23 protein-coding genes are annotated in these 18,963 nt (G+C 66.7%); 15 read left to right on the top strand and 8 right to left on the bottom strand.

Going from position 1 to position 18,963, the window contains the following annotated elements; all coding sequences use genetic code 11:
• Positions 1-59: 59 nt before the first annotated feature.
• The 4 genes from ACFWUU_RS06400 to ACFWUU_RS06385 all read left to right on the top strand — a co-directional run bounded on the left by ACFWUU_RS06400 (position 60) and on the right by ACFWUU_RS06385 (position 2,881).
• A complete protein-coding gene (locus ACFWUU_RS06400; RefSeq protein ID WP_380173243.1) occupies positions 60-437 on the top strand; it encodes a hypothetical protein in 378 nt (125 codons plus the stop codon).
• A 77-nt stretch (positions 438-514) separates the two neighbouring features.
• Entirely contained in the window at positions 515-784 is a 270-nt protein-coding gene (gene tgmA / locus ACFWUU_RS06395) for a putative ATP-grasp-modified RiPP (protein WP_380173241.1), read from the top strand.
• Positions 784-1,734, top strand: a complete 951-nt coding sequence (gene tgmB / locus ACFWUU_RS06390) for an ATP-grasp ribosomal peptide maturase (RefSeq protein ID WP_380173239.1) — start codon at positions 784-786, stop codon at positions 1,732-1,734. The genes tgmA and tgmB overlap by 1 nt, the downstream gene beginning before the upstream one ends.
• A complete protein-coding gene (locus ACFWUU_RS06385) occupies positions 1,727-2,881 on the top strand; it encodes a methyltransferase domain-containing protein (RefSeq protein WP_380173237.1) in 1,155 nt (384 codons plus the stop codon). The genes tgmB and ACFWUU_RS06385 overlap by 8 nt, the downstream gene beginning before the upstream one ends.
• Before the next feature lie 31 nt (positions 2,882-2,912).
• Here the strand turns inward: ACFWUU_RS06385 and ACFWUU_RS06380 are convergent, their stop codons facing one another.
• Entirely contained in the window at positions 2,913-3,785 is an 873-nt protein-coding gene (locus ACFWUU_RS06380; RefSeq protein ID WP_380173235.1) for a helix-turn-helix domain-containing protein, read from the bottom strand.
• 452 nt (positions 3,786-4,237) lie between these two features.
• On the opposite strand from ACFWUU_RS06380, the gene ACFWUU_RS06375 reads away from it, so the two are divergent.
• Both ACFWUU_RS06375 and ACFWUU_RS06370 read left to right on the top strand, forming a co-directional pair.
• Positions 4,238-4,432, top strand: a complete 195-nt coding sequence (locus tag ACFWUU_RS06375; protein ID WP_137253335.1) for a hypothetical protein — start codon at positions 4,238-4,240, stop codon at positions 4,430-4,432.
• The gene (locus ACFWUU_RS06370; protein WP_233714578.1) at positions 4,429-4,647 is read left to right on the top strand and encodes a hypothetical protein; all 219 of its coding nucleotides are present in this window, start codon (positions 4,429-4,431) and stop codon (positions 4,645-4,647) included. Before ACFWUU_RS06375 ends, ACFWUU_RS06370 begins: the two co-directional genes overlap by 4 nt.
• A 239-nt stretch (positions 4,648-4,886) precedes the next feature.
• On the opposite strand, the gene ACFWUU_RS06365 is transcribed toward ACFWUU_RS06370, so the two are convergent.
• Positions 4,887-5,120, bottom strand: a complete 234-nt coding sequence (locus ACFWUU_RS06365) for a DUF397 domain-containing protein (RefSeq protein WP_137253336.1) — start codon at positions 5,118-5,120, stop codon at positions 4,887-4,889.
• A 271-nt stretch (positions 5,121-5,391) separates the two neighbouring features.
• Between ACFWUU_RS06365 and ACFWUU_RS06360 the strand changes: the two genes are divergently transcribed.
• A complete protein-coding gene (locus tag ACFWUU_RS06360; protein WP_137253337.1) occupies positions 5,392-6,213 on the top strand; it encodes a SigB/SigF/SigG family RNA polymerase sigma factor in 822 nt (273 codons plus the stop codon).
• Here the strand turns inward: ACFWUU_RS06360 and ACFWUU_RS06355 are convergent.
• Positions 6,210-6,380, bottom strand: coding sequence for a hypothetical protein (locus ACFWUU_RS06355; protein ID WP_380173233.1), 171 nt, complete (start codon positions 6,378-6,380; stop codon positions 6,210-6,212). The genes ACFWUU_RS06360 and ACFWUU_RS06355 overlap by 4 nt on opposite strands.
• Before the next feature lie 110 nt (positions 6,381-6,490).
• Here ACFWUU_RS06355 and ACFWUU_RS06350 point away from each other — a divergent pair, with 110 nt between their 5' ends.
• On the top strand, positions 6,491-7,225 hold the full coding sequence (locus ACFWUU_RS06350; RefSeq protein ID WP_380173231.1) for a hypothetical protein: 735 nt from the start codon (positions 6,491-6,493) through the stop codon (positions 7,223-7,225).
• Between the two features lie 74 nt (positions 7,226-7,299).
• The gene (locus tag ACFWUU_RS06345) at positions 7,300-8,406 is read left to right on the top strand and encodes an NAD(P)/FAD-dependent oxidoreductase (RefSeq protein WP_380173229.1); all 1,107 of its coding nucleotides are present in this window, start codon (positions 7,300-7,302) and stop codon (positions 8,404-8,406) included.
• Here the strand turns inward: ACFWUU_RS06345 and ACFWUU_RS06340 are convergent.
• Positions 8,372-9,202, bottom strand: a complete 831-nt coding sequence (locus ACFWUU_RS06340) for a MarR family transcriptional regulator (RefSeq protein WP_380173227.1) — start codon at positions 9,200-9,202, stop codon at positions 8,372-8,374. The two genes, ACFWUU_RS06345 and ACFWUU_RS06340, sit on opposite strands and share 35 nt — an antisense overlap.
• A 155-nt stretch (positions 9,203-9,357) precedes the next feature.
• On the opposite strand from ACFWUU_RS06340, the gene ACFWUU_RS06335 reads away from it, so the two are divergent.
• From ACFWUU_RS06335 to ACFWUU_RS06315, 5 genes are all read left to right on the top strand, one after another.
• Complete coding sequence (locus ACFWUU_RS06335; protein WP_380173225.1) at positions 9,358-10,077, top strand: ABC transporter ATP-binding protein; 720 nt, start codon at positions 9,358-9,360, stop codon at positions 10,075-10,077.
• The gene (locus ACFWUU_RS06330; RefSeq protein ID WP_380173223.1) at positions 10,074-10,904 is read left to right on the top strand and encodes an ABC transporter permease; all 831 of its coding nucleotides are present in this window, start codon (positions 10,074-10,076) and stop codon (positions 10,902-10,904) included. Before ACFWUU_RS06335 ends, ACFWUU_RS06330 begins: the two co-directional genes overlap by 4 nt.
• A 17-nt stretch (positions 10,905-10,921) precedes the next feature.
• Positions 10,922-11,917, top strand: a complete 996-nt coding sequence (locus tag ACFWUU_RS06325; protein ID WP_380173221.1) for a zinc-dependent alcohol dehydrogenase family protein — start codon at positions 10,922-10,924, stop codon at positions 11,915-11,917.
• A gap of 227 nt (positions 11,918-12,144) precedes the next feature.
• Complete coding sequence (locus ACFWUU_RS06320) at positions 12,145-12,411, top strand: hypothetical protein (RefSeq protein ID WP_137253342.1); 267 nt, start codon at positions 12,145-12,147, stop codon at positions 12,409-12,411.
• Positions 12,412-12,467: 56 nt separating this feature from the next.
• Positions 12,468-13,286 (top strand): MerR family transcriptional regulator, encoded by an 819-nt coding sequence (locus ACFWUU_RS06315; protein ID WP_380173220.1) that lies wholly within the window; start codon positions 12,468-12,470, stop codon positions 13,284-13,286.
• On the opposite strand, the gene ACFWUU_RS06310 is transcribed toward ACFWUU_RS06315, so the two are convergent.
• Genes ACFWUU_RS06310 through ACFWUU_RS06295 form a run of 4 tightly spaced genes read right to left on the bottom strand, consistent with a single transcriptional unit; the run spans position 13,270 to position 17,799 of the window.
• Complete coding sequence (locus ACFWUU_RS06310; protein WP_380173218.1) at positions 13,270-14,793, bottom strand: alpha-N-arabinofuranosidase; 1,524 nt, start codon at positions 14,791-14,793, stop codon at positions 13,270-13,272. The genes ACFWUU_RS06315 and ACFWUU_RS06310 overlap by 17 nt on opposite strands.
• Positions 14,790-15,608 carry a carbohydrate ABC transporter permease gene (locus ACFWUU_RS06305; protein ID WP_380173216.1) on the bottom strand — a complete coding sequence of 273 codons (819 nt, stop codon included), beginning with the start codon at positions 15,606-15,608 and terminating at the stop codon, positions 14,790-14,792. Before ACFWUU_RS06305 ends, ACFWUU_RS06310 begins: the two co-directional genes overlap by 4 nt.
• Complete coding sequence (locus ACFWUU_RS06300; protein WP_380173214.1) at positions 15,605-16,558, bottom strand: carbohydrate ABC transporter permease; 954 nt, start codon at positions 16,556-16,558, stop codon at positions 15,605-15,607. Before ACFWUU_RS06300 ends, ACFWUU_RS06305 begins: the two co-directional genes overlap by 4 nt.
• Positions 16,555-17,799 (bottom strand): ABC transporter substrate-binding protein, encoded by a 1,245-nt coding sequence (locus ACFWUU_RS06295; RefSeq protein ID WP_380173212.1) that lies wholly within the window; start codon positions 17,797-17,799, stop codon positions 16,555-16,557. Before ACFWUU_RS06295 ends, ACFWUU_RS06300 begins: the two co-directional genes overlap by 4 nt.
• A gap of 28 nt (positions 17,800-17,827) precedes the next feature.
• On the opposite strand from ACFWUU_RS06295, the gene ACFWUU_RS06290 reads away from it, so the two are divergent.
• On the top strand, positions 17,828-18,853 hold the full coding sequence (locus ACFWUU_RS06290) for a LacI family DNA-binding transcriptional regulator (RefSeq protein ID WP_380173210.1): 1,026 nt from the start codon (positions 17,828-17,830) through the stop codon (positions 18,851-18,853).
• The last annotated feature ends 110 nt before the right edge of the window (positions 18,854-18,963 follow it).

Raw genomic sequence — 18,963 nt, 5'->3', positions numbered from 1 at the left:
CGTTCTCGCGGCCTCGATTCGTATGGTGCCGGTCCTCGCCCGATCCGTACGGTCGTTGCATGGCGATCGCGGAGACGAGTCTGGAGTTCTGGCCCGACAGTTCACCGGGTCCGCGTTCGGGTACTCAGCGCATCCTGTTCTGCTACGCCCACGAGCGCCTCGCCCGGCGACTACGCGATCTGGTCGAGCTTCAGACAGCCGCGTTCCAGGCTGCAGAGCAGCGCGGCTATCGCCTCGGGCCGCTCTACGTCGAAGAAGATGATTCCGGCCAAGCTATGCAGGCGCTCATCGACGCCGCAATGGCCCATGCCGGCGCGGTCGCTGTGGCGGTGCCCCATCGCGGCCATCTGATTCCACTCGGCGCACCGCGCGAGTGGCAGCAGTTCCTGGAGGAACTCGTCGGACATCCACTCGTCTTCACCGGCCACACCTCATGAGCAGCGGGGCGGGCATGCCGGATCCCTGTCGCCCGTGCCCGTCCGCTTTCCAACCTCGCACGATGAAAGGACCGACCATGCCCACGTCGACAGCGCGCCCGTGGGGTTTGACCCGGGCAACTGTGTTCGAGGAGGAGACGGTCGAGACACCGCCGGCCTCGATGTCGATCGATCCGCACACCCAGTTGACGACGTACCGCGATATCGCCGGCCGAGTCCTGCACGCCGGCCCGCCCAAACACGGCACGTCCCGGCAGACCGTGACCAGCCAACCCACCAGCGGCGGCGACGGTCAACACAAGAACTCACCGGATGACGCGCGGGTCGTCACCTATGTGCCGGACTGATGACTATGTCTGATCCCGTTCTTGTTCTTACATGCATCGACGATCCAACCTCGGACGCAGTCATCGAGGAACTGAACTCGCGCGAGGTTCCGGTCGTGCGGTGTGATCCAGCCGATGTGTTGACAGGCCGACTCAACGTCGCAGCCCAGTACGGCTCCGGGCCGAGCACCTTGCGTACGACGAGTCGTGACCTCGACCTGCACACGATCCGTTCGGTCTACTACCGACGCCCTTCGCCGTACCGGGCTCCGGCCGGCCTGACCGATCATGACGGGCGTTTCGCGGCGGATCAGGCCCGCCATGGGATGGGCGGTGTCCTCGCGGGGATCCGCGCCCGTTGGGTCAACCACATCTGGCGTTCCCTGGAAGCCGACTTCAAGCCGGCCCAGCTTGCGGTCGCACACGAGCTCGGCTTCGTCGTACCTCCGACCCTGGTGACCAATGTCCCCGGCGAAGCCCGCACGTTCGCCGATGCGCACGACCAGGTCCTCTACAAGCCGCTCCATGCCAGCGAGCTACACGGCGAGGACGGCTCCTTGTCGGTCATCTGGGTCGATGAGGTCAGCCCTCACGACCTCGACGACAGCATCGGGACCACGTTGCACATGTTCCAGCAACGAGTCGACAAGGTCGCCGACGTACGGACGACGGTGATCGGTGCGAATGTGTTCAGTGTGCGCATCGATTCACCTCATCTCGATTGGCGCCGGGACTACGGGGCGGTCACCTACAGCGTGATCGATACGCCTGATGACGTTGCGAAAGCCTGCCGGCGCTACCTCGAGCGGTTCGGCCTGTTGTTCGGTGCCTTCGACTTCGGCCTCGGAGCGGATGGTCAGTGGAGTTGGTACGAGTGCAACAGCGGAGGCCAATGGCATTGGCTGGAGCTCGAGACGGGCTTACCCATGACCGCGGCCCTTGCTGATCTCCTGGAGCACGTCGATGACTGAAGAGGACACCACCGGTGAGTGGACCTCGCTTGCAAACGCGATGGTGGAGTCGATCAAGCACGCGGGCTACTTGCACAGCACGTCGCTCGAGCTTGCCTTCCGCGAGACTCCGAGGCATTTGTTCGTCCCGGAGTTCTTCCGGCTGAAGAAGGATGAAGAGGGCTTCACAACAGTGGACGGTGTCGTCGACGAGGCCGACCCGGCTTGGCTTCCGACGATCTACACCAACGAGGTCCTGATCACGCAGGTGAAACCGATCGCCGGACACCCCGGGGCAACGGCGTTCACCAGCTCGTCGTCCGCGCCGGCGCTGATGGCGGACATGATCGAGGAGCTCCGAATCGACCGCGGGATGAACGTGCTGGAGGTCGGTACCGGCACCGGCTACAACGCGGCCATCCTCTGCCATCTCCTGGGAGACCGAGCCGTGACAACGATCGAGATCGATCCGGACCTGACCGAGCAGGCACGAGAGCGCCTGGAGACACTCGGCTATCAGCCGTCGTTCGAGCCTGCCGACGATTCCTACGACCGCATTCTCGCCACGCATGCCGTCGCCGAGGTGCCGCCCGAGTGGATCCGCTGGGGCAAACCCGGGGGAGTGATCCTGACAGACCTCCGAGCGCCCGCGAACAGCAACGTCGGGGCATGGCTGAAGTTGATCATCGATCGGGACGGCACGACAGCCACCGGGACGCTCATGGATCCGCGCGGCTACTTCATGAACGCTCGCAAGGTTCCGGAGTTCGCGTACGCCGGTGAGACCGCCCCGGATCTGACCGAGGAGGAACACCGGCACCGCGCGACGCAGACCCAGCAGCGTCGTACTGCGCTTCCCACCGCCGTTCTCGACGCGCCCGATTTTGCTCTGTACCTCTGGTGCTCTGCGCCAGGCATGACATTCGCGAGGACGCTGGACGATTCAGCCTCGCTGAACGGACCTCGTGCAGAGTCCTGGGCGTATGTCGCCGATGGGTACGTGTACTACGGCGGAGCCGAGGATCTCTGGGCGGTCGTCGAGCAGGCCTACAGAGTTTGGGACTGGTGCAGTCGGCCCCCGAAGGAAGCCTGGACGCTCAAGGTGAGCTCGCAGGGGCATACGTCTGTGCATCTGCCCGGCGAGGACGACGGTGCGCTCCCGGTGTGACGGCATCACGGCTGGCCGCCGCGAGGCGGAGTCAGCGTTCGAAGTCCTTGCGGATTTCGGTGAGGATGTCGCGGGTCTTGTTCGGGGGTGGGGCGGCGACGCAGAGGGCTTCCATGGTGGCTGTGTACTGGTCGAGGTCTTCCAGCTTGTCCAGGTACAGGGCGCTGGTGAGGTGCTCGATGTAGACCATGTCCGGCAGGTCCTGCTCCGGGAAACGCAGGATGCTGTAGGCGCCGCCGGTGGCTGCGTGGCCGCCGACGCTGAAGGGCATCACCTGGAGCGTGACGTTGGGCAGCTGCGAATGATCGATCAGGTGGTTGAGCTGCTCGATCATGCTCTTGACGCCGCCGATCGGCCGGCGAAGCACCGCCTCGTCCACTACCGCCCAAACGCGCACCGGCTCCGGGCGCGTCAGCACGCCCTGCCGGTTCGTCCGAAGCGTCACGCGGCGCTCGACTTCCTCGGCCGGGATCATCCCTCGGCCCAGTTGGACGACCGCACGGATGTAGTCGGGTGTCTGCAGCAGACCGGGGATGAACTGCAGCTCATACACACGGATCAGCTGTGCCGCGGCTTCGAGGTCGAGGTACGAGTGGAACCAGCTCGGCAGCACGTCGCCGTACCGGTGCCACCAACCGGGGTTGTTCGCCTCGCGTGCGAGACGCAGCAGCCGCTCGCGCTCTTCCTCGTCGTCAAGCCCGTACAGACTGAGCAGGTCGCCGACGTCGCGTTCCTTCAGGCCGACGCGGCCCAGCTCCATCCGGCTGATCTTGGACTCCGACGACCGGATCTCCCAGCCGGCGTCCGACCGGCTGATACCGGCGGCCGCCCGCATCCGGCGAAGGTGCGCTCCGAGAATGACGCGCAGCGCGGTCGGTCCGCTTTGCGCGCCCGACTCGGTCACCCCAACCTCCCTGCGGCCCCAGCGGTCTTCATCAACAAGCAACCTCACCCGCGAGTGCACATCATCGCACGCCGGGGCGCTGATCTGCCGAAGTTCTTACAAAAGAGCGTCGAATCCGCAGCAGCGATCACGGAGCGTAAGCCTAGCCGATCGACTCCGCGTCTGATTTGTCAGTACATAGTAGCCGACCAGCGCGCCGTCGAACACCGTTCGCGGCCCTTCGATTGAGCCTGTCCCAGGCGGAATGAGGTCCGTTGTGGTCTCGAATTGGAAAACGTGCGGATGCACGTGCATCGGGCGCTTGCATTCGTCGCGTGCCGACGCCATGATTGCTTCATGCACAGAAGGTGAGCTGGATCTCGCGAAAAGTGACATCGCGTGATCCGGCAGGCCGGTCCTTACAGAGCGCCAATGGCCCCCCGTTGGCTTGACTGGTTGGGGAACCCGAGTCGATGAACGACAACGACAGTGAGGTTGTGGAGCAGACCGCTGAGCTTGCCGGCGGCCGCGCGCCCGAGGAGCTGACGGAGCGGGAGATCCAGGAACTGGTTGCGCGTTGCCCCGAGCAACAGCGCTGGGCCTTCGAGGGCTGGTTGCGCGGTGTTCGCCAACTCGACGGCGACCCGATCGTGAGCCTGGCCCCATGACCACCGACAGAGCAGTAGGAGGACGGAAGATGGTGCGGATCTGGCTGGGCGACCACCTGATCGCCGAGTACGTCGCCGAGCCGGACCGCGCGTCGCGGTACCAGCGGGTGATGACGCCGAAGTTCACCGGATTGCGAATCACCGTTGACAATGCGGCCACCGGGAAGGCATCGGAGTTGCCGAGCGAGCAGCTCTGGCCGCTCACCGTCCAGTAGTTCCGTACTCGCCCCTCAGACACGCCAGGGCCGACTCTCGCCGGAGGGTTGGCCCTGGCGTTTCCATGTGCCGAGCTGCTCGTCTCGGCCGGCGCCTCACCGGCCGTCGGCGGCCGCGGACATCGTCGCGTGGGCAAGCGCCGATCGAGCACCGGGCAGGCCCCGGACACAACGAAAGGGCCCCTTCGTCACTCGCCTGGCGAAGGGGCCCTTGCTTCGGTGTTGCCGCTGTGTGTTGTTCAGGCGAGGTAGTCGAACTCGCCGTCGTGAACGCCGCCGAGGAACGCCTCGATCTCAGCCTTCGTGAACACCAGGGCCGGGCCGTCGGTGAAGCGCGAGTTGCGCACCGCCACACCACCGTCCGCCAGCTTTGCTACCTCGACGCAGTTGCCCTGCGGGCCGCTGCGCTGGCTCTTCTTCCAGATCAGCTCACTGTTCGAGTCGCCGGGCATGCCGTTGTAGATCGCAGTCATCAGCTGCACCTTCCATACGTCCTTGGCATATGCACGTGCATTTGGCCTTGCATCTGCATCGTACACACTTTTGGGTCACGTGTCCGCTCCCTTACGTCCTGTGATGGTGTCGGGGTCAAACGCCCGTTAGACGGCGTGTCCGGTCGCGATGAGTGACTGTTTGGGGGTTTGTGCATGAGATGGAGAGAGGTGGGGTACGACTTCTCCTGCAGGCATGACCGTGGTTCAGCGAAGTGCCACGCCGTGACGAGACAGTCGCGAGGTCATACCAATGGTCACGAGCATCATGGAGCGGGTTTCCACCCGCTGCGCCACACCGGCCGATCGGGCCGCACGTGAAGCAGCTACCCGGAAGCTGATGGAACGCCGGGCTGCCAGCACCGCCGAAGGCGAACGGCAGGAACTTCTCGAACAAGTCGTCGAGCTCAACCTGGAAATGGCGCAGGGCATCGCGCGCCGGTTCCGCGGGCGCGGCGCAGAGTCGGACGACCTGGAGCAGGTCGCGTACCTAGGGTTGGTGAAAGCAGCCCATCACTACCGGCTCGAGGCGGACACCCCGTTCATCGGGTTCGCCATTCCGACCATCCGGGGCGAGGTCAAGCGGTACTTCCGCGACTGCGCCTGGACGGTCCGGATCCCGCGCCGGCTGCAGGAGATGCAGGGCACGATCGCATCCAAGCTGCCGGAGCTGGAGCAGCAACTGAACCGCGAACCGACGCCGGCCGAGATCGCCGAGCACCTCGAGGTCGAGGTGACCGAGGTCGAGCAGGCGTTGGCGGCGAAGGGCTGCTTCAACGTGCTGTCGCTGGATCGTCCGGCCGAAGCGGACGCCGAACTGACGCTGGCCGACGTCGTCGCCGACGACGATGACGCGAGCATCGACCAGCTGGAGACGGTCGAGATGCTCGAGCCGGTGCTCGCCGATCTCGGCGAACGCGACCGGCGGATCCTTCAACTGCGCTTCATCGAAGGCTGGACGCAGTCGGAGATCGGTAACGACATCGGCGTCAGCCAGATGCAGGTGTCCCGGGTGCTGCGTCGGATCCTCGACGACCTCCGCGACAAACTCGCACCCACCCAGGCCGCTGCCTAAGAGTTGCCCGCAGCAACTGTGCCTTGCTGGCAATAGAGCCGCCAGGTGCCGCCGGTCCGTCGCCACAGCGAACTGCGACGGACCGGCGCACCACCTGTACGGCGGGACACGTACGTCACCTCGCCGGAGGCCGGCGCGGACTGGTTCGCGGTTCGCACCCTCGTCATCCACAGCGTCAAAACCCTAGACTCGCGGGCCGTTGGATCTCACGGACGGTGGTGGGTGGCGGCACAATGGGGGTGGACGAGGGGATACGTAGTTGCTGTTGGCCTTGCGCATGTTCAAGACCGTGCCCATGGACGCGGTCTCGGTACTGCGCGCCTACCCGCCGATGGTGGTGTGCTTCGCGGCCGCGCTGACCGGCACCGCCGTGGTGTTCGACGTCTTCTATCTGGTCGCGAGCCCCGGTCTCACACTAGCGCTTGTATATACAGTGCCGGTGCTCGCTGGTCTGATCGCGGGACTCGTCGCCGCGGCCGACGATGTCGGGCTCGAGCGTCGGGTACTTCTTTGTACGGTCGGCCTGGCGATCGCCCTCGGCATCACCAACGCGATCGTGGTGGCGATGATCTCCGCGATGGTGCGCACCGACCCGTCGAACTGGTCATCCGGCGGCCAGTCGATCCTGTTCGCCGGCTGCACGGTACTCGCGGTCGCCGTCTCGATCGTTGCCTGCCGCAAACTGATCGATGCACTCGGCATCGAACTGCGTACCCAACTCCCGCATCGCCGCCGGCCGGTCCCGGCTCCGATCGTCTCACTCGTCGCACCGCGCCCGCGGGTGAGCAAGGAGTCGGCCGCACGCGCCCGTCCCGTCCCGCCGCCACCTCCACCGGTGGTCACGCAGGACGAGGAAGAAACCATCCCGGTCTTCGTCCCACCACCCCTCAAAGTCGTCGATCCCGACGAGGCCCGTCCAGTCACGCCAACCGGGGGCGTCACCCCGCACGCCTCGCGCGTGCGCCGCGCCCCCCGCCGCAGCAACAAGCCGGGCCGCCGCCCCGGCACCTAGTCGCGGGGCCGCCGTGGCGGTCCAGGGCGGCGGTCAGGCGCGCGGTGGCTTCGGGCAGCTGCGAGACTGATGCTGTGTGGGATCTGGTGATTGTGGGGGCCGGGCCGGCGGGAGCCGCGGCCGCGCTCGGTGCGTTGGGGGCGGATCCGAGTCTGTCGGTGCTGTTGGTGGACCGGCACGACTTTCCGCGGGACAAGGCATGTGGTGACGGGATCGCGCCGCACGTACTCGATCTGCTCGCCGGCGTCGGCGTCAAGGGCATCCTCGACGACTGGACCCCGGTACGGCGCTTCGTGCTGAATCGCGGGACCGCCGGCGTGGATCGCGAGATGGAGCGCCCGACCTGGGTCGTACCGCGGATGGTGTTCGACCAGCGGCTCGTCGAGGCCGCCCAGGCGGCCGGGGCACACCTGGTACGGCGACGCGTCCGAAGCCTGGCAATCCAGCCGCAGTCCGTCACCATCGACGGCGACCTGCACGGCCGGTTCGTGGTCGGCGCAGACGGCGCCCATTCCGTCGTACGGCAGGAGCTCGGGACGAAGCCTGGCCCGGTCGCGCTCGCGATCCGCGGTTATGCGCCGACGCCGCCCGCGCGGGCGGCGAGCCAGGTGATCGCGTACGGTCCCGGCCGGCAACCGTCGTACGCGTGGTCCTTCGACCGCGGCGACGGCTGGTCGAACGTCGGGTACGGCGAACTCCTCGCCGGCACCCGCCCCACGCGAGCCGACCTGCTCAAGAACCTCGAGACCCTGCTACCGGGCGCGACCGATGGCGGCGAGTCGTGGTGGGGCCATCACCTGCCGCTCGCCGGCTGGTCCTGGCGACCGCGGAGCGGCCCGGTGCTGCTCGCCGGCGATGCGGCCGGCCTGATCAACCCGATGACCGGCGAAGGCATCTACTACGCGGTCGCAACCGGTCTGCTCGCGGGCCGCTCGATCGCAGACGCGCTCAGGGCGGGCAACTCAGACGCCGGTACGCCGTATCGCCGGCGGACGTCACGTCTGCTGTCGAGGCACCTGCGCCACACCGCTCTCGTCGCCCAACTCAGCCGGTCGGACCGGATCCTCGACGCAGGAATCCGCGCGGCCAACGCCGACCAGGGCATCTTCGACGACCTCGTTGAGCTAGGCCTCGCCGACGGCCACCTCACTCGTCGCCTGCTCCGGAAGCTGCTGCCTTGACCGCATAGTCGACCGCATCGGTCACCCGCTCGACCGGCCAATCAAGCCTCCGAGCGAGTTCGTCAGGGTCGAGCAGCCGATCGGCCTTCCAGAGGACGGCGAGAACCGAGAGACAGTCCTGGAAGCCGGCGCCGCCGGTCATGTCCTCGCTGAGTCGCTGGAAGAACTCGGCCATCTGCGTCAGCCGCTCGCCCGCCGGGGTGTCACGACCGACGAGATCAACGCCCTCAGCCGCGGTCTCGGCCCAGTTGAAGTTGGTCCGCGCGCTGATCTCCCACGCCTTCAGCCAGACGTCCTCGGCGATCACGTAGTGCTGGAGCCGCCGCTGCGGATCAGGTTCACGATGAACCATGCCCACCCGCTCGAGGTACCCGATCGCCTTCGAGATCGACGCCGGACTGACCTCCAACTCCCGGACGAGATCGGCCGCGGTGAGCGTGCGCGAGTCGGCGGTATAGAGCAGCGCGAGCACCCGCGACGCCATCCGCGGCAACCCGCCGTCCACCATCATCTCCGCGAACCGCTCGACGTACACCGCCCGCGGATCGCCCAGCCGTCCCGCGCCCCCCACGCTCCCGGCCGTAAGACGAGTTGGCCGTCGTCGAGCCCGGGAAGCAGTCGCGTAGTGGGCATGGTCGGCCCGATACCCGCCGGCGCCGCCGTTGCGCGCGACCTCCCGGCTGATCGTCGACGTCGGCCGGTCCAGCTGCCGCGCGATCTCGGCGTACCCGAATCCTTCGGCCAGCCCGGCCGCGATCTCGAGCCGGTCCTGATGGCTCAGCCTGCCTCCGGGCATCCCGATACCTCCGCGCGTTTACCGTCAGGTCATTGCAACGTATTGCGTTCTCTTCCAGTCTCATTGCACAGAATGCCAGATTTTTAAGGGTTTTGCGAGCAGTAGCCCGCCCAACGTGATTGCCGGTCCAGTGAACGCAACGTAGCTTCGCAGCCATGGTTCTGACAGTGGACAGCTTGCGGATGCGGTACGGCGATACCGAGGTCCTCCACGACGTCTCGTTCGACGCGAGTGCCGGCGAGGTGGTCGCGCTGCTCGGCCCGAACGGCGCCGGCAAGAGCACGACGATCGAGATCCTCGAAGGCTTCCGGCTCCGTTCGGCCGGCCGGGTCGAGGTGCTCGGCGTCGACCCGGCCGCAGGCGATGAACGGTGGCGGTCGCGCGTCGGCATCGTGCTGCAGTCCTGGCGCGACCATGGCAACTGGCGCGTGCGCGAACTCCTGCACCACCTCGGCTCGTACTACGAGCCGTACGCGACACCGTGGCCCGCCGACGAACTGCTCGAGAAGGTCGGTCTCGCCGCGCAGGCCAAGCAGAAGATCAAGACCCTCTCCGGCGGTCAGCGTCGGCGGCTCGACGTCGCGATCGGGATCGTTGGTCGTCCCGACGTACTGTTCCTCGACGAGCCGACGGCCGGCTTCGACCCGGAGGCGCGATACGAGTTCCACGAGCTGGTACGGCGGCTCGCGGTCGAGCACGGCACCACGATCCTGCTCACCACCCACGACCTCGACGAGGCGAGCAAGCTCGCGCATCGCATCCTCGTCCTCGCCGCGGGCCGCATCATCGCGTCCGGTACCGCCACCCAGCTGATCGCGGGCGCGAGCTCGCTCGAAGACGCCTATCTCGCCTTGGTCCGACAGGAGCGCCGATGAAATACCGACCCGGCTGGCAGCGCGGTCTGATCGAGCTGCGGCAGTCCTTCACGAACCCGGCCGAGCTGACCAGCCATTTCCTCTGGCCGGTCCTGATGCTGATCGCGCTGTTCTTCCTCAGGCATCGCGACTTCGGCTCGACCGGCCTGCTGCTCGGCGCGCTCGCACTGCCGAGCATCCTCGGCATGAACGCCGCGATGGGCATGGTCAGCATGAGTCAGCTGCTGACGGCCGACCGGGCCGACGGCACGCTGCTCCGAGCGAAGGCCATACCAAACGGTATGGTCTGCTACCTCATCGGCAAGGTCGTATCCGTCGCGGGCGGGCTGATCGTCGACCTGGCGATCCTGTTGATCCCCGGCCTGATCATCGTCGACGGGATCGCGCTCGGATCGGCGCACTGGTTCACGCTGATGTGGGTACTGCTGCTGGGGCTGGTCGCGACGCTGCCGATCGGCGCGGTCCTCGGCTCACTGTTGACCACCGCACGTTCCCAGGGCCTGATCCAGTTGCCGATGCTCGCACTGATCGCGATCTCCGGCATCTTCTATCCGATCACCGCGCTGCCCGGCTGGCTGCAGTTCATCGGCCAGCTCACCCCGATCTACTGGATGGGCCTCGGCATGCGCTCGGCGCTCCTGCCGTCCGAGGCGGTTGTGGTCGAGGTCGGCGAGTCCTGGCGGCATCTCGAGACCGCGGCGGTCCTCGGCGTCTGGGCGGTCGCCGGTCTCCTGCTGGCCCCCGTCGTACTGCGGCGGATGGCTCGGCGCGAGTCCGGCTCGAAGGTCGCCGAACGCCGCGAGCAAGCCCTCCGCCGCGTCGCGTAAGAGCAGATGATGGACAGATGATGCAGGCGTGGGCAGTCGAACATCCGGGTCCGATCGACACCGGTCCGCTCCGCAAGGTACGCCGGCCCGTGCCGGAAGCCGGGCCAGGTGAGGTCCTCGTCAAGGTCGAGGCGTGCGGGATGTGCCGTACCGACCTGCACCTCAGCGAAGGCGATCTCCCACCGAAACACCCGGGCATCATCCCGGGCCATCAGGCCGTCGGCACCGTGGTCGACCAAGGAACCGGCGACCGGTTCACGACCGGCGATCGCGTCGGGATCGCCTGGCTCCGGGGGACCTGCGGCGTCTGCGAGTTCTGCCGCGCGGGCAACGAGAACCTCTGCCCACGCTCGACGTACACCGGCTGGGACGCCGACGGGGGATTCGCGGAGTACGCCGTGGTGCCGCAGGACTACGCGTACGCCCTGCCGAAGGACCGCCCCGCAGAGGAGCTCGCGCCGTTCCTGTGCGCCGGCATCATCGGCTACCGCTCCCTGCTCCGCGCGAACCTGCCACCCGGCGGCAGGCTCGGCCTCTACGGGTTCGGATCCAGCGCGCACCTCACCGCGCAGCTCGCGACCGCCCAGGGCGCCGAGTTGTTCGTGGTGACCCGTGGCGAGAAGAACCGCGCTCTTGCCCGCGAGCTGGGTGCGGCCTATGTAGGCGACCGGCCGCCGGTGCCGCTGGACTCGGCGATCGTGTTCGCCCCGGCCGGAGACGTCGTCCCGCACGCGCTCGAGGCGCTCAAGCCCGGCGGGACCGTCGCGGTCGCCGGGATCTACCTCTCCGACGTACCGGTGCTGAATTACGAGCGGCATCTCTTCCACGAGCGGGACCTTCGCAGCGTCACTTCGAACACCCGCCGCGACGGCGAGGAGCTGTTCCGCCTGGTCGCCCGTCTGCCGGTCAGAGCGCACACGACAGTGGTCCCGTTCGACAAGGTCGCCGAAGCCCTCGCAGACGTCGCCCACGGCCGTGCGAGCGGGTCTTTGGTTGCTGTCCTCGACGGTTGAACCAGACGGCCTCGCGACACGTTCCAACCTGGTAGGGGAGCGTTAGAACTGGGTGAAGATTCCATCAGCCGGCCGTGCTGAGCTTCAAGGCTGACTGCTAGCTGCGTTAGATTTGATCAAATCTTGCGAGTCAGTCGAAGGCTGTCAGGGAGCGTGAGCGTGGGTATGAGGGATCTGACCAGGCAACAACGGTCGGTCCTTGCTGCTGCGCCGCGAGAGGGTGGCCGGTGCTGAGCAAGGTCCTCGGCGCGGTGGGAGTGCTTCTCCTGGTCGTCGGGGCGGTGTTCGCTGTTCGGCCGGTGCACGCCGGCGGTGACGGCTGCGGCTCGGTCTTCCAGCCCGACAAGGGCATCACGCCGATGCAGTGCGACTCCCGGCTGAGCAGCCGCGGCAACCTGGTCACCGGCTTCGGCGCCGGTGGCGCAGCCCTGGTCGTGGGCGCCGTAGCAGTCGCCGCGATCCGCGAGCGCCGTACCCGCGTCACGTCGTCCTGATCGGAACGTACGCTCGGGCTTGACCTTGACACTGTGTCAAGCCGGAAGGTCGTGGCATGTTCACCATCGGAGACTTCGCCGCGTTCGGGCAAGTATCGGCGCGGATGCTGCGGCACTACGACGCGCTCGGGCTGCTGCGCCCGGCCGTCGTCGACCAGGTGACCGGGTACCGGTTCTACTCGGCCGACCAGTTCCGCCGGCTGAACCGGATCGTCGCGCTCAAGGACCTCGGGTTCACGCTGCAGCAGGTCGGCGAGATCGTCGACGCGAAGCTGTCGGCCGAGGAACTGCGCGGCATGCTGCGGTTGCGGCAGGCCCAGCTCGAGGACGAGCTGGCCCGCAGTACCGCCCGGTTGACCAGCGTCGAGGCGAGGCTCCGACTCATCGAGAGGGAAGGTCACATGCCTACCGACGACGTCGTCCTCAAACACATCGCCCCGACGCGGGTCGCCGAGCTGTCCGCGATCTCACCGAGCTACGACGGTGAGGACATCGGTCCCGTACTGCAACCGCTGTTCGGCCAGCTCTTCGAACGCCTGGGGATGGCCGGCCTCAATCCGTGCGGCTCACCGGTCGCGTACTACGAGAACGCCGACGGCGAGACGGTCCGTGTCCACGCCGCCGTACCCGTCGACACCGGCACCGCCGCGGACGTCGACGTACTCGAGCTGCCCGAGATCCCGCAGGCGGCCACCATCGTCCACAAGGGGGACATGATGGAGGCCGACCGCAGCATGCAGACGCTGGCGCGGTGGATCGAGGACAACGGCTACCGCAGCCAGGGGTACGCGCGTGAGGTCACGCTCCAGTTCGACCCGGACAACCCGGCGAACTGGGTGCACGAGTTCCAGATCGCCGTCACAAAGCCGAATTGACCGTCGCGAACGAATGCGGCGGCAGCGTCACCCGTAGACCGCGGGGCTCCGGTTCCACTCCGAGCGGAGCCGGAGCCACCGCTTCCGGATCACCGACCGTGTTGTACGACTGCGGTTTCGATGCCGTCAGCAACCGCCCGACCGACTCCCGTACCTGAGCACCGCGAAGATCGAGGACGACGTCCACCGGCGCGGTCGGATCGAGATTGCTCACCGACACCAACGCCCGCCCGTCCTTCACCGACGCGGACGCCGACACCAGCTCCATCGATTCGTACGTCGGCTGCTCGACCACATGCACCGGTACGGCGGTCGCGTCGTGATGCCCCTTGTTCATCTCGAACACGTGGTACGTCGGCGTACGCACCAGCCCGCCCTCGTCGTCGGTCAGCAGCATCGCCTGCAACACGTTGACGGTCTGCGCGATGTTCGCCATCACCAACCGCTCCGCGTGCTTGTGGAACACGTCGAAATGCAGGCTCGCCACCAGCGCGTCCCGCATGGCGTTCTGCTGGTACAGGAAGCCCGGGTTCGTCCCCGGCTCGACGTCCCACCACGTGCCCCACTCGTCCAGCACCAGACCGAGCTTGCGCTCCGGGTCGTACGCGTCCATCAGCGCGGAGTGCCCGCGGATGACCCGGTCGACGTCCTGGGCCTTGCGGATCGTCTCGTAGTACTCGTCGAGGCCGAACTCGGTCGCGCTGCCCTTGTGGTCCCACGTCCCGACGAACGTGTAGTAGTGGAACGAGATCGCCTGGAACAGGTTCTTCGGACCGCGCTCGCAACCAAGGCAGCTGACCGCCTTGAGCAACGCCTCGGTCCAGGCCAGGTCGTCGTCGGCAGCGCCGGCGGCGATCCGGTACAGCTTGTTGTCGCCGTGATCCTTCAGGAACGTCGCGTACTGGCGGGCCAGATCGGCGTACGCGTCGGCCCGCATGTTGCCGCCACAGCCCCAGGTCTCGTTGCCGATACCCCAGAACGGCACCTTCCACGGCTCGTCCCGCCCGTTCGCCTTACGCTCCCGGACCATCGGGCTGTCGCCGTTGCGGGTCAGGTACTCGACCCACTCGCTCATCTCCCGCACGGTCCCACTGCCGACATTCCCGTTCACGTACGGCGCCGCGCCGAGCAGCTCGCACAACGCCATGAACTCGTGGGTGCCGAAATGGTTGTTCTCCTCGACGTTGCCCCAATGCGTGTTCACCATCGACGGCCGTTCCGCCTTCGGCCCGATCCCGTCCTTCCAGTGGTACTCGTCCGCGAAGCACCCGCCCGGCCACCGCAGGTTCGGAATCTCCAACGCCCGCAGCGCTTCGACCACGTCGAGCCGGATCCCACCCTCGTTCGGGATCGAGGAGTCCTCGCCGACGTAGAACCCGCCATAGATACATCGCCCGAGATGCTCGGCGAAGTGCCCGTACAGATGCCGGCTGATGGTCGCTCCCGGTACGTCGAGATCGATCACGACCCGAGCGGTTGATGCCTCTGACAACATCTTCTCCTTCATGATTTGACGCTTCCGGCCAGCAGACCGCTGACGATGTGGCGTTGGGTGAGGACGAAGAACACGACCATCGGGATCAGCACCAGCACGCTCATCGTCATGAAGGCCGGCCAATCGGTGGAGAACTCGCCGACCGAGCGATAGACCTGCAGTACCAGCGTGGACTTCTCCGGCGAGCTGAGGAAGACGTTCGGGGTGATGAAGTCGTTCCAGATCCCCATCGTCTGGAAGATCCCGACCGTGACCAGGATCGGCCGGATCAGCGGCAGCACGATCCGCCAGTAGATCTGGAACGGCCCGGCGCCGTCGATCCGGGCCGCCTCGATGATCTCGAACGGCAGCCGGCTGATGTACGCCTGGATCAGGTAGTAGCAGAAGATCGCGCCACCGGAGTAGATGATCACCAGCCCGCGCAAGGTGTCGACCAGTTCGGCACCGACGAGCAACCGGTACAGCGGGATCAGCGTCGACTGCCCCGGCACGATGAACCCGAGCAGCAGCAACGCACCGAAGGTCCGGTTGAACCGGCTCGCCCGCATCGCCATCGCGTACGCCGCCGTCGACCCGACGAACAGTTGCACCAGCAGCGCCGCGATCGTCACGATCAGCGTGTTCAGGAAGCTCCGCCCGAGCGGCACCGTCTCGAAGATCCGCTGGTAGTTGTCCAGGAACAAGCTCGTTGGCATCGCCAACGGCGACCGCGCCATCTCCTCCTGCGTCTTCAGCGTGTTGACGACGATGTAGTACAGCGGTACGCCGACCAGACACGCGAGCGCGATCATCACCACGCTCGTGATCGGGGAACGTCGTTGCTTCACAGCACCCTCCGTTCGATCCGGCGCGAGGCCCACAGCTGCGCGACCGCCACCAGCGCGACCGCGAACGTGAACAGCACGGCCAATGCCGAGGCCAGGCCGTACCGACCCTGCGCGACACCGCTGGTGATGATCGACTGCGTGATCGTGTACGTCGAGTACCCCGGCCCGCCCTTGGTCAGCGTGAACGGGAGATCGAACACCTTGAGACCGCCGGTCATCAGCAAGAAGTTGCTGATGACAATGGCCGGGGTCAGCAACGGCAGCGTCAGATGGAAGAACTGTTGCCGCGCCGACGCACCGTCGATGGTTGCCACCTCGTAGTAATCCGCCGGAATCGACTGCAGGTAGGCGAGGTACAGCATCGCGTGCCATCCGGCGCCGCCCCAGACCGCGACCACGATCACCGACAGCCGCGCGAGCGTGTCATCCGACAACCACGGGTACGGCCCGGCGTGGAACAGACTCTGCAGAACCGAGTTCAGTACGCCGGAGCCCAGCGGCGACAGGATGTAGCCCCAGACCAGCCCCAGGATCGCGATACTCGGGATGGCCGGGAAGAAGAACACGGACCGGACGAAGTTCCGGCCGAAGAACTTCTTGTTCAGTACGACGGCCAGCGGGATCGCGCAGGCCGTGATCAGCACCGCCGTACCGATCGTGTACGCCAGCGTGAACCCGAGACCCGCCAGCATCGACGGGTCCGTGACCACCTTCCGATAGTTGGCCAGGCCGACGAACTTCACGTCCGCGGAGTAGCCGGTGAAGTCGGTGAAACTCCAGTAGAACGTCTGCGTCAGCGGGATCACCAGCAGTACGACGAACACCAGCGCAACCGGCACGAGGAACAGCTGGTTCGCGGACGCCTCGCGGGCCTGCGCCCAGGTCGACCGTTCAGCCCGGACCGGGGCCGGGGAGGCGGCCTCGGTCCGAGCGAGCAGGCGAGTGCTCACGACGTACTCGCAAGCTTGGTGTCGAGGGCGTTTGCGACCTGTTCAGGGGTTGCTTTGCCCTGGACCAGCAGCTGCAGTTGCGCGGTCGCCTCGACGTTCAGAATGTCTTCCGCCCGTTTCCAGGCGATCTGCGGCAGGTAGATGTTGCCGGCCCGGACGTCCTTCACGATCGGCTGCAGCGCCGGATCGAGCGCGGGCTGGAAGTCGGTCGTCACGGTGATCGCGCCGGTAGCCTTCTGGTACAGGGCCATCGCCTCGGGCGTGTCCAGGAACGCGAGGAACTTCTCCGCGGCCGCCGGGTTCTTCGCCTTCGAGTTGATCGCGTAGCCCGGGCTGGCCGCACCCGCCAGGTACGCCGGACGACCGGCGATCCCGGGGATCGGCGCCATCTCGATCTTCAGCTTCGGCGCGGCCTTGCGAACCCCGGGGATGTCCCACGGGCCGGCGATCATCATCGCGACCTTGCCGTTGGCGAACTCGGTCCGGACCTGGTCACCGGTCAGACCGACGACCGCCGGTGTCACCAGGCCTTCGGTCCACAGCCGGGACCACTGCGTCAGCGGCTCGACCCAGTAGTCCTTGAACTTGGCCGACCCGTCGAAGATCTTGCTGTCCATCGAGTTGCCGTCCGCCGCGCTCTCCGCGCCGAGGAAGGCCGCGAGCGGCGTCGACATCGCCTGCACGGATTCGAGGTACGGCGTGACGCCGGCGTTCTTCAGTTTGTGGCACAGGGCAAGGAACTCGTCCCAGGTCTGCGGGATCGCGGTCGCACCGGCCTTGGCCAGCAGGTCCTTGTTGTACAGGATTCCCGCGCCCCACGACGCGACCGACAATCCGTAGACAGCGCCGTCCTGACCGCCGTACGTGGTCTGGTTGAACTTCGGCACGTTCTTCAGGAACGGCTTGTCCTTCAGATCGACGACATGCTTGCCGTTGATCAGGTTGGTCTTGTTCTCGGCCGCGATCGCGAACACATCGGCCGCTGTACCGGACAGGATCCGGGACTGCAGTGTGGAGATGTACTCCGCGACCGGCGGGGCGTTGGAGAACTCGATCTTGATGTCCGGGTTCTCCTGCTGGAACTTGTCGATCACCGGTTTCATCGTGTCTTCGCCGTCCCAGGAGAAGAACGTCAGTTTCCCGCTGCTGCTACCGCTGCTCCCGGAGGATCCGCCACAGGCGGCCACGGGGAGGACGAACGCGACGGCCGCGAGAGCGGCTACTGTACGACGCAGTCTCATCGCAGACTCCTTACGTAAGGTGGGTGACATGAAGAAGGGCACGACCGTGGTGACGATGGCCGATGTCGCGCGGTCCGCGGGGGTGTCCACGATGACCGTTTCGAACGTGATCAACGGGCGGCCGCGGGTCGGTGCCGCGACGCGCGAACGGGTTCTGGCCGCGATCAGCGACCTCGGGTACCAGGTCAATCTGGCCGCCCGGCACCTGCGCGCCGGCCGGACCGGAGTGGTCGGTCTCGCTGTCCCGGAGCTCGAGCGTCCGTACTTCGCCCAGCTGGCCGGCCGTCTCGCCGACCGGTTCGAGGCACACGGGCTGCGGATCGTGATGGAGCGCACCGGTGCCAGCCGCGAGGGGGAGGCCGACGCGGTCGTGTTCTCCCGGCTGCGGATGTACGACGGACTGGTGCTGAGCGTGGTCGACAGCGACCCGGCCGAGCTGACCCAGCTCCGCAACGACTCGCCCGTGGTGATGATCGGTGAGCGCGCGCTGCCGTCGAAGTACGACCACGTGATGATGGACAACGTCGACGGCGCCCGGCAGGCGACCGCGCACCTGCTCGCCACCGGTGCCCGGCGCGTCGCGATGCTCGGCGGCAACCCCGACTGGACCGCGAACATGCCGGCCCTGCGCGCGCAGGGATACGGGCTCGCGCACACCGATGCCGGCGTACCGATCGATCCGGAGCTGACGGTCCGCTGCCACTTCACGATGCAGGACGGGTACGACGCGATCCGGTCGCTGATCGATCGTGGAATCGCCTTCGACGCGGTCTTCGCCCTGACCGATGTGGTTGCCCTGGGCGCGCTTCGGTCGCTGGCCGATGCGAATCTGCGCGTCCCTGAACACGTTCAGGTGATCGGCTTCGACGACATCGACGAGGCGCCGTACCTGGTGCCGGCGCTGTCCAGCATCAACCCCGGGCACGAGGAGATGGCGGACTCCATCGTCGCGCTGCTGATGGCGCAGATCAACGGCGGTCCGGGCGGCGAGCCGCAGGAACTGATCGCGCCGGCGCGGCTGATCCAGCGCGGCACCACCAAGCCTGTCGTCTGACACCACGGTCCACCTCGTCACGCAGTGGGAAGTTGTTGCGCAGAGGTATATCGATAAACCTAGCCCGTGACAAGACCTCGGCCCGGAACCGTCGCTGAGCGGTTCCGGGC

This window comes from Kribbella sp. NPDC058693, assembly GCF_042715335.1.
Lineage (GTDB): Bacteria > Actinomycetota > Actinomycetes > Propionibacteriales > Kribbellaceae > Kribbella > Kribbella jiaozuonensis.
Note: the sequence above shows the minus strand (reverse complement) of the source record. Positions and strands in the feature narration are given on the sequence as shown.

What these genes read in the sequence shown, in the direction of transcription:
- ACFWUU_RS06400 (WP_380173243.1), top strand. Translation starts at nt 60, where the DNA reads ATGGCGATCGCGGAGACGAGTCTGGAGTTCTGGCCCGACAGTTCACCG.
- tgmA (WP_380173241.1), top strand. Translation starts at nt 515, where the DNA reads ATGCCCACGTCGACAGCGCGCCCGTGGGGTTTGACCCGGGCAACTGTG.
- tgmB (WP_380173239.1), top strand. Translation starts at nt 784, where the DNA reads ATGACTATGTCTGATCCCGTTCTTGTTCTTACATGCATCGACGATCCA.
- ACFWUU_RS06385 (WP_380173237.1), top strand. Translation starts at nt 1,727, where the DNA reads ATGACTGAAGAGGACACCACCGGTGAGTGGACCTCGCTTGCAAACGCG.
- ACFWUU_RS06375 (WP_137253335.1), top strand. Translation starts at nt 4,238, where the DNA reads ATGAACGACAACGACAGTGAGGTTGTGGAGCAGACCGCTGAGCTTGCC.
- ACFWUU_RS06370 (WP_233714578.1), top strand. Translation starts at nt 4,429, where the DNA reads ATGACCACCGACAGAGCAGTAGGAGGACGGAAGATGGTGCGGATCTGG.
- ACFWUU_RS06365 (WP_137253336.1), bottom strand. Translation starts at nt 5,120, where the DNA reads ATGACTGCGATCTACAACGGCATGCCCGGCGACTCGAACAGTGAGCTG.
- ACFWUU_RS06360 (WP_137253337.1), top strand. Translation starts at nt 5,392, where the DNA reads ATGGTCACGAGCATCATGGAGCGGGTTTCCACCCGCTGCGCCACACCG.
- ACFWUU_RS06355 (WP_380173233.1), bottom strand. Translation starts at nt 6,380, where the DNA reads ATGACGAGGGTGCGAACCGCGAACCAGTCCGCGCCGGCCTCCGGCGAG.
- ACFWUU_RS06350 (WP_380173231.1), top strand. Translation starts at nt 6,491, where the DNA reads ATGTTCAAGACCGTGCCCATGGACGCGGTCTCGGTACTGCGCGCCTAC.
- ACFWUU_RS06340 (WP_380173227.1), bottom strand. Translation starts at nt 9,202, where the DNA reads ATGCCCGGAGGCAGGCTGAGCCATCAGGACCGGCTCGAGATCGCGGCC.
- ACFWUU_RS06335 (WP_380173225.1), top strand. Translation starts at nt 9,358, where the DNA reads ATGGTTCTGACAGTGGACAGCTTGCGGATGCGGTACGGCGATACCGAG.
- ACFWUU_RS06330 (WP_380173223.1), top strand. Translation starts at nt 10,074, where the DNA reads ATGAAATACCGACCCGGCTGGCAGCGCGGTCTGATCGAGCTGCGGCAG.
- ACFWUU_RS06325 (WP_380173221.1), top strand. Translation starts at nt 10,922, where the DNA reads ATGATGCAGGCGTGGGCAGTCGAACATCCGGGTCCGATCGACACCGGT.
- ACFWUU_RS06315 (WP_380173220.1), top strand. Translation starts at nt 12,468, where the DNA reads ATGTTCACCATCGGAGACTTCGCCGCGTTCGGGCAAGTATCGGCGCGG.
- ACFWUU_RS06310 (WP_380173218.1), bottom strand. Translation starts at nt 14,793, where the DNA reads ATGAAGGAGAAGATGTTGTCAGAGGCATCAACCGCTCGGGTCGTGATC.
- ACFWUU_RS06295 (WP_380173212.1), bottom strand. Translation starts at nt 17,799, where the DNA reads ATGAGACTGCGTCGTACAGTAGCCGCTCTCGCGGCCGTCGCGTTCGTC.
- ACFWUU_RS06290 (WP_380173210.1), top strand. Translation starts at nt 17,828, where the DNA reads ATGAAGAAGGGCACGACCGTGGTGACGATGGCCGATGTCGCGCGGTCC.